This is a genomic window from Bacillota bacterium (assembly GCA_030019365.1).
Lineage (GTDB): Bacteria > Bacillota > Sulfobacillia > JACIYH01 > JACIYH01 > JACIYH01.
Genome location: JASEFA010000012.1, coordinates 1 through 13,073 on the forward strand (window position 1 = coordinate 1; position 13,073 = coordinate 13,073).

At 67.7% G+C, this 13,073-nt stretch carries 16 protein-coding genes; all 16 read right to left on the reverse strand.

The window, feature by feature from the left end; translation table 11 throughout:
• Window positions 1-533: FAD-binding protein (locus tag QME70_12570; protein ID MDI6895400.1), on the reverse strand; the 533-nt coding region annotated here is incomplete at its 3' end.
• Window positions 534-568: 35 nt separating this feature from the next.
• Window positions 569-1,276 (reverse strand): ABC transporter ATP-binding protein, encoded by a 708-nt coding sequence (locus QME70_12575; GenBank protein ID MDI6895401.1) that lies wholly within the window; start codon window positions 1,274-1,276, stop codon window positions 569-571.
• A gap of 14 nt (window positions 1,277-1,290) precedes the next feature.
• Window positions 1,291-2,031 carry an ABC transporter ATP-binding protein gene (locus QME70_12580; GenBank protein ID MDI6895402.1) on the reverse strand — a complete coding sequence of 247 codons (741 nt, stop codon included), beginning with the start codon at window positions 2,029-2,031 and terminating at the stop codon, window positions 1,291-1,293.
• Window positions 2,032-2,086: 55 nt separating this feature from the next.
• The gene (locus QME70_12585) at window positions 2,087-3,040 is read right to left on the reverse strand and encodes a branched-chain amino acid ABC transporter permease (protein MDI6895403.1); all 954 of its coding nucleotides are present in this window, start codon (window positions 3,038-3,040) and stop codon (window positions 2,087-2,089) included.
• A 2-nt stretch (window positions 3,041-3,042) separates the two neighbouring features.
• On the reverse strand, window positions 3,043-3,918 hold the full coding sequence (locus QME70_12590; GenBank protein MDI6895404.1) for a branched-chain amino acid ABC transporter permease: 876 nt from the start codon (window positions 3,916-3,918) through the stop codon (window positions 3,043-3,045).
• 45 nt (window positions 3,919-3,963) lie between these two features.
• Window positions 3,964-5,196, reverse strand: a complete 1,233-nt coding sequence (locus QME70_12595) for an amino acid ABC transporter substrate-binding protein (protein ID MDI6895405.1) — start codon at window positions 5,194-5,196, stop codon at window positions 3,964-3,966.
• A gap of 133 nt (window positions 5,197-5,329) precedes the next feature.
• The gene (locus QME70_12600) at window positions 5,330-6,046 is read right to left on the reverse strand and encodes a GntR family transcriptional regulator (GenBank protein ID MDI6895406.1); all 717 of its coding nucleotides are present in this window, start codon (window positions 6,044-6,046) and stop codon (window positions 5,330-5,332) included.
• Between the two features lie 181 nt (window positions 6,047-6,227).
• Entirely contained in the window at window positions 6,228-6,650 is a 423-nt protein-coding gene (locus tag QME70_12605; GenBank protein ID MDI6895407.1) for a secondary thiamine-phosphate synthase enzyme YjbQ, read from the reverse strand.
• 9 nt (window positions 6,651-6,659) lie between these two features.
• Window positions 6,660-7,367, reverse strand: a complete 708-nt coding sequence (locus tag QME70_12610; GenBank protein ID MDI6895408.1) for a 5-formyltetrahydrofolate cyclo-ligase — start codon at window positions 7,365-7,367, stop codon at window positions 6,660-6,662.
• Window positions 7,324-7,671 (reverse strand): RNA-binding protein, encoded by a 348-nt coding sequence (locus tag QME70_12615; protein MDI6895409.1) that lies wholly within the window; start codon window positions 7,669-7,671, stop codon window positions 7,324-7,326. The genes QME70_12610 and QME70_12615 overlap by 44 nt, the downstream gene beginning before the upstream one ends.
• A 94-nt stretch (window positions 7,672-7,765) precedes the next feature.
• A complete protein-coding gene (locus QME70_12620; protein MDI6895410.1) occupies window positions 7,766-8,293 on the reverse strand; it encodes a biotin/lipoyl-binding protein in 528 nt (175 codons plus the stop codon).
• 16 nt (window positions 8,294-8,309) lie between these two features.
• The gene (locus tag QME70_12625) at window positions 8,310-8,588 is read right to left on the reverse strand and encodes a hypothetical protein (GenBank protein ID MDI6895411.1); all 279 of its coding nucleotides are present in this window, start codon (window positions 8,586-8,588) and stop codon (window positions 8,310-8,312) included.
• Window positions 8,589-8,603: 15 nt separating this feature from the next.
• A complete protein-coding gene (locus tag QME70_12630) occupies window positions 8,604-10,154 on the reverse strand; it encodes a carboxyl transferase domain-containing protein (GenBank protein MDI6895412.1) in 1,551 nt (516 codons plus the stop codon).
• Window positions 10,155-10,208: 54 nt separating this feature from the next.
• Complete coding sequence (gene mce, locus QME70_12635; GenBank protein ID MDI6895413.1) at window positions 10,209-10,625, reverse strand: methylmalonyl-CoA epimerase; 417 nt, start codon at window positions 10,623-10,625, stop codon at window positions 10,209-10,211.
• Window positions 10,622-11,029 carry a cobalamin B12-binding domain-containing protein gene (locus tag QME70_12640; protein MDI6895414.1) on the reverse strand — a complete coding sequence of 136 codons (408 nt, stop codon included), beginning with the start codon at window positions 11,027-11,029 and terminating at the stop codon, window positions 10,622-10,624. Before QME70_12640 ends, mce begins: the two co-directional genes overlap by 4 nt.
• Before the next feature lie 70 nt (window positions 11,030-11,099).
• The gene (locus QME70_12645) at window positions 11,100-12,800 is read right to left on the reverse strand and encodes a methylmalonyl-CoA mutase family protein (protein ID MDI6895415.1); all 1,701 of its coding nucleotides are present in this window, start codon (window positions 12,798-12,800) and stop codon (window positions 11,100-11,102) included.
• Window positions 12,801-13,073 lie beyond the last annotated feature (273 nt).

Sequence of the window (13,073 nt, forward strand, 5' to 3'; positions counted from 1 at the left end):
CGCCCCGACACCATGTCCATGGCCACCACCCCCCGGCAGCGGCCCCCGGACACGATCAGATCGAGCATCAGCCACTCTTCGTACACCCGCACATTGCGCTTCACCGCCTGCTCGTACAGGGTGTGCAGCATGGCGTGGCCGGTACGGTCCGCCGCAAAGCACCCCCTGGGAAACCCGGCCCCGCCGAAGGGACGCTGGGCGATCTTGCCCTCCGGGGTCCGCGAAAAGGGGCAGCCCCAGTTTTCCACCTCGTAGATGCGCAGGGGACCGAGGGTGGTGAGCAACTCAACGGCATCCTGATCGGCCAGATAGTCCGCGCCCTTTATGGTGTCAAAGGCGTGCTTGTCCGGATTGTCGTCCCGGCCCTCGGGATGGTTCCCCAGGGCAGCGTTGATGCCGCCCTGGGCCGCCACCGAGTGCGAGCGCACCGGGTGCACCCGCGTCAGCACCGCCACGTCCTCACCGGCCGCCTCGATGGCCGCCCGCAGCCCGGCCAGTCCCGCTCCCACCACCAGGATGCGATGATATGGCATGTCAGCTACCCCCCGTCAAGGCCGGTGACGATCCGTCACATGCCCAGGTATGCCGAGCGCACGCGGGGATCGTTGAGGAGCTCCCGCGCACCCCCGGACAGCACGATGCGGCCGCTTTCCAGCACGTAGGCCCGGTCGGCGTTTTCCAGGGCGCCGTAAACGTCCTGCTCCACCAGGAGCACCGTTATGCCGGCATCGCGGATGTCTTTGATGGTGCTGAGGAGATGCTCGACCAGGAGGGGAGCCAGACCCAGGGACATCTCGTCGATCAGGAGCAGGCGGGGATGGGCCATGAGACCGCGGGCGAGAGCGCACATCTGCTGTTCCCCACCGCTCAGCGTGCCGGCCAGCTGGTTTTCGCGCTCCTTCAGGCGGGGGAACAGCTCATACACCCGTTCCAGATCTGCCGTCACACCCGCCGGCTCCCGCCGCAGGTAGGACCCCATGAGCAGGTTCTCCCGCACGGTGAGAGCAGCGAACAGGCGCCTCCCCTGGGGGACGAGGGAAATCCCAAGGCCGGCAATCTCCTCGGCCGGCCTTCCCGTGATGTCCTGGCCGGCGAAGGTCACCCGGCCCGACAGGGGGGAAAGCAGACCGGCGACTGTCGAGAGGAGAGTGGTCTTGCCCGCCCCGTTGGAACCTATGAGGGCCACCACCTCTCCCTCCGCCACATCCAGGTCAACGCTCCAGAGCACCTGGCTTGCCCCGTATGCCACGTCCAGGCCCAGGACCGAGAGAAGCACGGCCCGCCACCCCCTCACATTCCCGCCAGCCGGCGCGCGTACCGCTCGCCGAAATACGCCGAGATGACGGCCTCGTTCTGCACGATCTCACCGGGAGATCCCTCGGCGATCAGCTGCCCGTGGTGCAGGACCAGTACCCGCTGGCAGAGGCCCATCACCACCTGCATGATGTGCTCGATCACCAGCAGGGTGATGCCCATCCGGTTGATGTGCCGCACCATCTCCACAGCTTCCAGCAGCTCCTGCGGGTTGAGGCCAGCCATCACCTCGTCCAGCAACAGCATGCGCGGCTCCATGGCCAGAGCCCGCGCCAGCTGCAGCTTTTTCTGGTCGAGCAGGGTAACTTCCCGCGCCCGTCGATTCGCCCTGTCACCCAGGCCCACGAAGTCCAGGACCTCCTGAGCCCGCCTGCGGGCGGCCGGCAGGGGCCGGGAGGACGCCGGCCCGAACAGCCCGCCTATGAGCACGTTGTCCAGCAGGGTCAACTCCCTGAACACCTTCACGATCTGGAAAGTGCGGGCCACCCCCAGGTGGGCGATGGCATGGGGGCTGAGGCCATTCAGCGCCCGACCGTCGAGGAGGACCTGCCCCGACGTGATCTTCTCGGTACCGGTGATCACGTTGATCATCGTCGTCTTGCCGGCACCGTTGGGCCCGATCAGCCCCAGGATCTCGCCTTCGTACAGGCCGAAGCTGACATCATACAGCGCCAGCAGGCCCCCGAACCTCTTGCTCACGCGTTCGGCCTGCAACATAACCCGCCCCTGGTCTGCCGCCACCGGATTCCCCCCTCTGACCGCGCCCGAGCAGCTAGACGCGATGAACGCTGATGTTCTCCATCACCGCTGCCCACGAAAGCCTCCGTTCGCCCGTCAGGTATTGCATGAGCCCGCGCGGCAGGAACAGGACCACGCCGATCATCACCAGGCCGAGCAGAAGCAGGTGTAGCGTCAGGAATTCCCCCCAGAGCACCTGGGTCAGGGACCGCAGGATGAAAGCTCCTAGAACGGGACCCCAGAGGGTACCTGCTCCGCCGATCATGGGCATCACCAGCATGGTGACCGAGAAGGCCACGTCGAAGACCATGGGCGGCTCGATGTAACTCATCCAGTACGCATAGGCGCCGCCCGCCATTCCGCACAAGAAGGCACTCAGCGAGAAGGCCAGCACCTTGTATGCGGCCGTGTTCACCCCCGCGGCCTCGGCTGCCATCTCATCCTCGCGGATGGCGACAAAGGCATACCCCACCCTGCTCCTGAGCACCCCATACGTGAGCGCGACCGACACGGAAAGCAGACCCAGCATCAGGTAGTAGAAGAAGGCCGGGCCTTCGCCACCAAGGGGGAGAGAGATCCCCTGCCCTCCCCCCAGGAACCTGAGGTTGGCCACCACCTCGCGGGTCACCTCGGCCAGACCCAGCGTGGCAATGGCGAAGTAGTGGCCCTTCAGCCGGAGCACGGGGTAGCCGAAAAGGGCCGCGAAGGCGGCTGCCACCGCGCCCGCCACCGGCAGGGTCAGGAGGACCGGCAGCGCGGCCCTGCTCATGAGGACGGCCGTAGTGTAGGCGCCCAGGCCCAGGAAGGCCACGTTCCCGAATGCTCCGTACCCGCACAGGCCGCCGATGAGATTCCATCCGCAGGCCAAACAGGCATACATGTAAAGGTCGGTCGCGAAGCGGAGGGTGAAGCCCCGCATGAAGAGGGGAAGGATCAGGGCCCCCGCCCCGGCGGCCACCAACACGTACGCACCCCGAGTGCGCGTCACCGTTACCACCCCTTGCGGCCGAACAACCCGGTGGTGGGCCGGACCAGCAGTACCGCCACCAGCAGGCCGAAGCTCACCGCGTTGACCCACCCCGCCCCCAGGGCCACCGCGCTGGCCGACTCCACCAGCCCCAACACCAGGCCGCCCAGCAGCGGTCCGTACATGTTGCCCAGGCCGCCGAGCACGGTGACCACGAACGACTTTAGAGTCAGCAATCCGCCCATGTCGGGGGTGAAGGGATAGCTGACGCTGTACAGGGAACCGGCCGTCCCCGCCAGAGCCGCCCCCAACCCCATGGTCACCGCGTACACGACGGCCGGGCGCACGCCCATCAACCGGGCCGCGTCCAGATCCATGGCCGTAGCCCGGATGGCACGGCCCAGGCGGGTACGGGACATGAACAGGGCGAGCCCCACCGACAGCGCCACCACCATGGCCAGAGCACCGAGCCTGACGTAGGGAACGGTGAGGCCCTCCAGCCTTACCCCCATCCCTGCATACTCCGGGCTTATCATGCGGTAGTCGGCATGCCAGATCAGGTGCGCGATGTTGATCAGGCAGTACTCGATTCCGAAGGTCAGGAGAAGAGTCATGAACACCGGCGCCCGGATGACCAGGTTGATGAGACGGCGCTGGAGGACATAACCGATCAAGAAGAACAGCCCCAGATTGAGCGGGACGCTGAGAAAGGGATCGATCCCCAGCCGGCTCCACAGCTCCCAGGCCACATACGATCCCATCAGGATGAGGACGCCATGGGCCAGGTTGATGATGTTCATGACGCCCCAGATCAGGGAGAAGGCCAGCGCGCTCAGGCCGTAAATGCCGCCCAGCAGAACCCCGTTGATCACGACCTGCAGGGCAAACAATGAACTCACCCCCCGGGGAGGGGGGTGGGTGTTACCCACCCCCCTCGGCCCGTGTTACCGCTGGGACCAGGGTGGAAGAGGATACTTGAACGTCTCCGCCGCCACGTCCTTCGGCCACACGGGAACCGGCTGGCCGTTGAGGATCTGGATGGTGGCCACTTCCTTCCCCTCCACCATGCCGTTGGGGGCGTGGCGGAACCTGCCCCAGAGGAGCTCCACTTCACCCAGCTGGCTGAGGGCCTCGCGCACCTTCTCGGGGTCCGTGCTCCCCGCTTTCTCCAGCCCCATCTGCAGCAGCTCTGCCGCGGTAGTGGTCCCGGCGGCGTGATAGGAGGGGTCGTGCCCCCATTTCTCCTTGAACAGCTTCACGTAGGTTTGCGTATCCCCGAACACGGGGTCCTTGTACCGGGCAGTGGGCACCCACATGGCGCATCCCAGCACGTACTCGGCGTCCTTTCCCAGGGTCTTGGCGAAATCGGGCACCGGGGGTCCCACGGTCATGGCGATCATCTGGGGGCAGAAGTCAAGCTCCTTGCAGTTGCGCATCATGATGATGCTCTCGGCCAGGTGGCTCGACCCCAGGAACACGTCCGGGTTCTTCTGCTTGATGGCCGTGATCTGAGGGGTGAGGTCTTTGGTCCCTACGGGAAAAACATCGTAGTAGACGATCTGCAGCCCCTTGTCCTGGCAGAACTTCTTTGCCCCCTCCGCCGCCTCCAGGCTGAAGACGTCGTTCTTGGTGAGTATGGCCACCGTCTTCGGCCTGGGCTCCATGGTCACGAGCAGATCGACGGTGGCCTTGAAGTAGTCGGAGGACGCCGCGTACACGCCAAAGATGTACTTGTATCCCCGGGTGAAGATGTTGGTGGCCCCGCCGGCGCCCATGATCATGGGCACCTTGTACTTCTCGGCCACGGTGCTGGCCGCAAACCCCGCCGGGCTCCCGTAAGGTGCGAACAAAAGCTTGATATTGTCTTCGGTGATCAGCTTCTCGGTCAGGCGGGCACTGGTTTCCGGCTTGGACTCGTCGTCATAGTACTTGATTTCCACCAGGTACTTCTTGCCACCGATGTTGATGCCACCGCGGTCGTTGACGTAATCCTTCCAGAGCTCCACTCCCTCTTTGCACATCTGGCCTTCCTTGGCGGTAGACCCGGTAAACGACAGCGGCATGCCGATGACGACCTTCTGTGGCTGCGCCTCCTGGGCTCCCTTGCTGCATCCTGCCGCCGCTACCAGCACCACGAGCACCGTGGCCAGCACCGCGACAGCCCTGCATGGCCTCATGGCAGACCCTCCTTCAGTTTTGGTCTCCTCGCCTCCACTCCCGCTTCAAACAGCCATCTGTATCCCGGCCTCACCCCCCCCTTTCCCATCTCCTTCCGCCCAGGCGACCCGGCCCTGGCGCATCCCCCCGCCTTCAGTCAGACCCGAGCCTGCTCGCCGCCACCTGCATCAGCGCCGGGAAATCCAGCACCCCGGCTTCCCCGAGCAACCGCCCGACCGCTTCCCCTGAGGAGCGGATGTGCCGGTACATGAGCCGCCCCGTTCTCTTTCCGTCTCCCGCCCGGGCCGCCTGCAGGATATCCTGGTGGCACTTCTGACTGTGGAGAGTCCAGTTGGGGACCACTGCCACCGCCACGGGCGGCATGCCATCCCACAGGATGTCCACCAGGCGCAGCAGGCGACGCCACGGACACCGCGAACGCAAGCAGGCGTGGAACTCCCGGTTGGCGGTGAGAAAGGTGGTAGTGTCCTTGTCCTGCGCCGCTTCCTCCATGGAGCGGTGATACTCGGCCAGGTCCTCCAGATCCTCATCCGATAGCGACGGCACGGACAGAGCCACGGCCTTGGACTCCAGCAGGGCCCGGAGGTAGTACGACTCCACAATGTCCTCCCCCGAGAGGGGCCGCACGACCGCGGTCCCGCGTTCGTCCATCTCCACCAGTCCCTCGGTCTGCAACTGCCTGAGCGCATGCCGCACCGGCATCCTGCTCACGCCCAGCTCGGAACTGAGATCGGCCTGCGAGAGTCGCTCCCCGGGCTTGACGCGGCCCGTCAGGATGGCCTCGCGCACCGCCATGGTGACGCAGTCTTCCAGCCTGGGGCTACGACGAAGCACGAAACGGCCAGCCACAATGACCCCCCTATGGCGACCCAGGATCCTGTATAACGGGATCCCAGGAGATCATAAGGTGGCTTCGACAGCCGCGCGGAAATTCCTGCTTAATCCGGAATTGCGAACCTTCCGCAACCCAGCGACCCCAGCTCCCGCCCGAAGTTCGAGAATGATCGCGTCCACGCCCCTCCGCGGCGCCTCATCGGGTTGCTGCCGGACCGACGAGGGGGAGCATCTCAACCCGCAGGCGACGGCGGCGCGGCCCGTCGAACTCGGCCAGGAAGATGCCCTGCCAGGTGCCCAGGGCGAGGCACCCCCCCGACACGGGCACGGTGACACCGCAACCCACCAGGGCGGCCTTGATGTGGGCGTGAGCGTTGCCTTCCCGGTGCTGGTAGGGGCCCGTCACCGGGACCAGGCGGTCCAGCTGGTTCAGGATGTCGGAGAGGACGGCCGGGTCGGTGTTCTCGGTGACCAGGACGCCCGCTGTGGTGTGGGGGCAGAACACCATACACGCCCCGTCGGCCACGCGGGCGCCGCGCACGATCTCGTCCACCAGGGCGGTGATGTCCACCATCTCCGCCCGGGCGTGGGTCTGCACCTCAAGCTGCACGCCGCTCACCACCGCCTCTCAGTTCTCATTCCCCGGAGCCCGCTCGACTGGCCTGCCCAACTCCAGGGTGCCTTCTTCCGTGACCAGGATATCCACCGGGAGGTCGTGGGACAGAACGGGCAGCTCGTCCACCACCTGCAGGGAGAAGCCCAGTCCCACCCGCACCGCCCGGGGCAGGGACTCGAGCAGCCGGTCGTAGTAGCCTCCCCCGTACCCCAGCCGGAACCCCCGCCGGTCGAACACCACGCCGGGCACCAGCACGAGATCGATGACACGGGGGTCAGCGGGCGGGCAGCGGAGAGGATTGGGCTCGGGGATCCCCTGGTAGCCGGGCCCCAGGTCGACCCGGAGGTCCCTCACCCGCAGCAGGTCCAGGGACCTGCGCCCCCTGTCCACCCGGGGCAGAACCAGCTCCTTGCCTTCGGCCAGGATCACGGCCAGGAGGGGAAAGGTGTCCACCTCGTTACGGAACGATGCGTACCCGAGCACCACCCGGCTCGCCCGCCACACAGGGTGAGAGACCAGGTGAGTCCTAACCCGCTCGCTGAGCCCGGCGATCAGGGCGGCGGGGAGGGCCAGACGCCGCTCCAGCACCGATTGCCGCAGCCAGGCACGGCGCCCGGCCGCGTCACCCTGGGCACCTGCTTCCCGCCGCCGGCCCTCGGGAACCGGGACGCCCGGCTCAGTCGGTGACTTCGGAGAAGTGGATGACGGATACGGTCTCATCCGGGGAGATGTCGCGTCCATAAATGCTCTTCAGGAAGGCCAGGGCGTCCTCCGGGGACTTCATGTCCGGGCTCTCCCCGCGCAGGTCTTCGGCCCTGAGGGCGGAGATGGGTTTCACCGCCACCCGATCGATCACGGCCAGGAACACCTTCTTGCGGGGTTGGAACCGGTTTCCATATGTCACCCAGACCAGATCGCCCTCCTGGTACTTGCCTCTCTTATCTCCCAGCCTGATGGTGCAGCACTTCTCCCGGGTGAGCAGGTTGGCATGGTACACGCTGGAGTAGAAATTCAGGGCCCGCATGATCCTCCCCCCATCACACCGCGGATAACCCCGCGGCCGCCGCCACCGCCCCGGACGCCCGGCCGGCCTGCGTCCGGCCGCGAGCGGTCTCTCCTTAGCCGCGGGCGATCACCACCAGGGGATCGCCTGCGTTCACCGGTGCGCCCCTGTCCACCAGCACCTGCCGGACGGTCCCGGCCACCGGAGCCAGGACCTCGTTCTCCATCTTCATGGCCTCCAGCACCAGCAGCACTTCTCCCGCCGTCACATCCTGCCCGACCGCCACCTTCACGTCCGCGATCACCCCGGGCAGGGGGGCGCGCACCGCCTCCCCTTCGGCCAGGGCCTCGCGCCCCACCCCCGCTGCCGGTCTGGCCGCCGCGCGGGCGGGAGCCGCCGCTGCCGCCCCCGGCCGCGCTGCCGGACCCGGCGTCGCGGAGACCGAAGGTGCCGGCGGAGGCCCGACCACGACACCAGCCTGGGCGCCCGGCCGGGGTGCTCCTGCCGCGCCTGCCGTCCCCACCGTCCCCGGCGCCGCCGCTGCCCCTGCCACCCCCGGCGCGCCTGCCGCCCGGGGCGGCGAGATCTCTTCCACCTCCACCTCGAAAGCCTCTCCGTTCACCACCACCCGGAATTTGCGCACCTCGGGCCCACGCTCCTTACCTGCATCCTGCTCCTCTGCGACCGTACGTGCTCGCGCGACCTGCCATCAGGTCCAGCCGGCCCGCCAGACCCCAGGGCGCCACCGGCGCGAGCGGAGGCACGGCCTCAGAGGCACCATATCGCCTCACGTCCACGATGCGGAAGGCACGGCCGCTCAGGGCCTCCGCCTCCAGGAACCCCGCCAGGGCCGCCGCTATGGCGGCCACGATCTTCCCCGGCACCGGCTCCCGGGCGCTGCGCAGACGAACCTCGGGGGCATCGGCTACCTGTGCCAAAGCATCCACCTTCCGCTACACGGGAATGTTGCCGTGTTTCTTGGCCGGCCGCGACTCCCGTTTCTGGCTCAGGGCCTCCAGGGCCCGGGCCACGTGCTCACGCGTGCGGGCGGGGTCGACCACCACATCCACATAACCCCGGGCGGCCGCCACATAGGGGTTGGCAAACCGCTCCCGGTATTCTGCGATCTTCTCCTGGCGCAGCCGGGCGGGATCCTCCGCCCGCGAGATCTCATCCCGAAAGATAATGTTGGCTGCTCCCTCGGGACCCATTACCGCGATCTCGGCGGTGGGCCAGGCCAGGGCCTGGTCGCACCCCAGGGCGCGGGCGCACATGGCCAGGTAAGCCCCGCCATACGCCTTGCGCAGGATTACCGTGATCTTGGGGACTGTGGCCTCCGAGTAAGCATACAGCAGCTTGGCCCCATGCCTGATGATGCCCCCATACTCCTGGGCGGTCCCGGGCAGATACCCCGGGGTATCCACCAGGGTGAGGAGGGGGATGTTGAAGGCGTCGCAGAAGCGCACGAAGCGGGCGGCCTTGTCGGAGGCGTTGATGTCCAGGCACCCCGCCAGAACGCGGGGCTGGTTGGCCACCACCCCCACCACCCGGCCCCCTATGCGTCCGAAACCCACCGCGATGTTCGCCGCATAGCGGGCGTGCACTTCCAGGAAGTCGCCCCCATCCAGCAGGGACAGGATGACATCGTGGACGTCGTAGGGCCGGTTGGGATCGGTGGGGACCACCCCGCGCAGGCCGGGTTCCTCCCTTTCCACCGGATCTCCCGTCAGCACCACTGGGGGATCTTCCATGTTGTTGGAGGGCAGGAACGAGAGCAGGCGCCGCACCATCTGCAGGCACTGGGGGTCGTCTTCGGCGAAAAAGTGGGCCACCCCGCTCACCGTGCTATGGGTGGCGGCTCCCCCGAGCTCCTCCATGCTCACCTCTTCCCCGGTGACGGCCTTGATGACCTGGGGCCCGGTGATGAACATCTGGCTGGTGCCCTGCACCATGAAGACGAAATCGGTGAGGGCGGGCGAGTAGACGGCACCCCCGGCGCAGGGGCCCATGATCACCGAGATCTGGGGTACCACCCCCGACGAGACGGTATTGCGGAAGAATATCTCCCCGTACCCGTTGAGGGCATCCACCCCTTCCTGGATGCGCGCCCCTCCCGAATCGTTGAGGCCCACGAAGGGGGCGCCCGCCCGCAGGGCCGTGTCCATGACCTTGGTGATCTTGCGGGCGTGCATCTCCCCCAGGCTGCCGCCGATGACGGTGAAGTCCTGGGAGAAGGCGTAGACGATGCGGCCGTCCACCCGGCCGTAACCCGTCACCACCCCCTCGCCGGGGGCCTCCACTTCCGGCATACCGAACTCAGTGCAGCGGTGGCGCACGAAGGGATCTAGCTCCGTGAAAGTCCCGGGGTCAAACAGGAGGTCGAGCCTTTCCCGCGCCGTCAGCTTGCCGGCGCGGTGCTGCTTCTCGATGCGCCCGGGCCCGCCCCCGGCCTGCACCTTCTCCAGGCGAGAGGCCAGTTCCGCCAGCTTGTGTTCCATCGTAATCTCTGACTGTTCGTTCATGCCATCTCCCACTTCTCCCTGCCCCTCCTGGTCGCGCTACCCCGCTCCTCCGGCTCCACCGGCCGGGGCCTGCCACAGCTCCAGGAGGACGCCGTGCAGGCTGCGGGGATGGAGGAAGGCCACCCGGGCACCGTGGGCCCCCTCCCGGGGCTTCTCGTCCACCGGGCGTATCCCCGCCTCCCGCGCCCGCGCCAGCGCCGCCTCGATGTCGTCCACCTCCAGGCAGACGTGGTGGATGCCCTCTCCCCTGCTCTCCAGGAACTTCCCCACGGCCGAATCCTCCCGCAGGGGTTGCAGGAACTCCAGGCGGGCCTCCCCCACGGGCAGGAAGGCCAGTCTGACGCTCTGCCCGGGGACTTCCTCCTGCCCGCCCGCCTCCAGCCCCAGGGCCCGATACGTCGCCAGGGCCTCCTCCAGGTCCCGCACCGCTATCCCGACGTGGTGCAGCTTCACCCGGCCTTCCTCCTCTTTTCCAGCTCGCTGCGGATGTATTCTACCACAACGGAGGTGGACGTCCCGGGGCCGAACACCTCCGCCACCCCGGCCGCCTTCAGGGCGGGCACGTCACCGGCGGGGACTATGCCCCCTCCGACGACCAGTACGTCCTCCAACCCCCTTTCCCGCAGGCACTCCACCACCCGCGGGAACAGGGTGCGGTGAGCGCCGGAAAGGGAGCTCAGGCCCACCACGTCCACATCCTCCTGCAGGGCGGTGGCCGCGATCTGGGCGGGTGTCTGGCGGATGCCGGTGTATATGACCTCCATACCGGCATCCCGCAGGGCCCGGGCCACCACCTTGGCCCCCCGGTCGTGCCCGTCCAGTCCCGGTTTGGCGATCAACACCCGAACGGGTCGCACCGATCATCCCTCCCCAAGCCTCTGTCCGCCCGGCTACAGCCCCGGTGGCGCGGAGACCGGGCCCCGCCCGTCAGATCTCGCCGGGAGCGCGGTACTCCCCAAAAACCCGGCGCAGGGTGTCGCATACCTCGCCCAGGGTGCAGCGCACCCGCACCGCCTCCAGCACCGGCGGCACCAGGTTGGCCGTCCCCCGCGCCGCCCGCTCCAGCTCATCCAGGGCGCGCCGACAGGCGTCATGATCCCGGTGGGCCCGCAGGCGCTCGAGCCTGGCGCGCTGCCTCTCGGCCACGACCGGGTCCACCTCCAGCAGGCCGGCGGGCGGCTCCTCCTCTTCCTGGAAGGCGTTCACTCCCACCACGATGCGTTCCTTGCGTTCGACTTCCATCTGGTAGCGATAGGCGGCCTCGTGAATCTCCTTCTGGACGAAGCCCATCTCGATGGCCCTCACCGCCCCGCCCATCTCATCGATCCTGCGGATGTAGTCCGCGGCTTCCTCCTCGATGCGGCTGGTCAGGCTCTCGATGCAGTAGCTACCCGCCAGGGGATCGACCGTGGAGGCCACCCCGCTTTCATAGGCGATGATCTGCTGCGTGCGCAGGGCGGTACGCACCGCCTTCTCCGAGGGCAGGGCCAGGGCCTCGTCCATGGAGTTGGTGTGCAGGGACTGGGTACCCCCCAGTACGGCGGCCAGGGCCTGCAGGCCCACCCGCACCACATTGTTTTCGGGCTGCTGGGCGGTGAGGGAGCACCCGGCGGTCTGGGTGTGGAAACGGAGCATGAGGGAACGCGGGTCCTTTGCCCCGAAGCGTTCCTTCATGATACGGGCCCACAGGCGGCGGGCGGCGCGGAACTTGGCCACCTCCTCCAGGAAGTCGATGTGGCAGTTGAAGAAGAAGGAGAGCCTGGGCGCGAAGGAGTCCACTGCCAGGCCCCGCTCTCTGGCCGCCTCCACGTAGCAGATGGCGTCGGCCAGGGTGAAGGCCACCTCCTGCACCGCCGTGCAGCCCGCTTCCCGCATGTGGTATCCCGAGATTGAGATGGAGTTCCAGTCGGGCAGGTGCCGGCTGCAATACTCGATCACGTCCGTCACCAGCCGCAGGGAGGGTCCGGGCGGGAATATGTAGGTGCCGCGGGCCACATACTCCTTGAGGATATCGTTCTGCACGGTGCCCTGCAGGCGGGCCGGTTCCACCCCCTGCTCCTCCCCCACCACCTGGTACATAGCCAGCAGCACCGCCGTGGGGGCGTTGATGGTCATGGAGGTGGAAACCCGGCCCAGGGGGATGCCGGCGAACAGGGCATCCATGTCCTCCACCGAATCGATGGCCACCCCCACCCGCCCCACTTCCCCTTCCGCCAGGGGGTGGTCGGAGTCGTATCCGACCTGGGTGGGCAGGTCGAAGGCTACCGACAGCCCCGTCTGCCCCTGCTCCAGCAGGTAGCAGAAGCGCCGGTTGGTCTCCTCCGCCGAGCCGTACCCCGCGTACTGGCGCATGGTCCAGTACCGTCCCCGGTACATGGTAGGCTGCACTCCCCGGGTGAAGGGATACTGCCCGGGGAAGCCCACATCCCCCAGGTAGTCCAGGCCGCCGGTGTGCTCGGGCGTGTACACCCGCTCCAGGGGCAGACCCGATATGGTGGTAAAGGAGGGCTGCCGCTCCGGGAAGCGCTTCAGCACCCTAGCCAGCACCTGCTCTTCCCACCGCTGGCGGGCCGCCGCCAGTTCGGCGCCCGGGGCCGCCGTCTCCGCCTTACCCGTTCCCTCGGCCATATCCCTCACCTTCCCGCCCAAGCCGGCCGGGCCGCCGAGCGCGTCCGGTGCCGGCTTACCCAGTGCATTTCTGCCCTTCCCGTACCATTTCCTGCCCGGCCCCCTCCCCCGGGGGCCGGGGCGGAGCACCACGGCCGGGGCGGCGTACCACGGCCGCCGCGCCACACCGCGCTGGGCAGCGACGCGGCCGCGCCGCGCCACCATGGGAAAAGGGGGGCCTATGCCTCCCAGGCCCCCCGCACAGGCCCTTCGGAGACCCCCCGCACGGGCCTG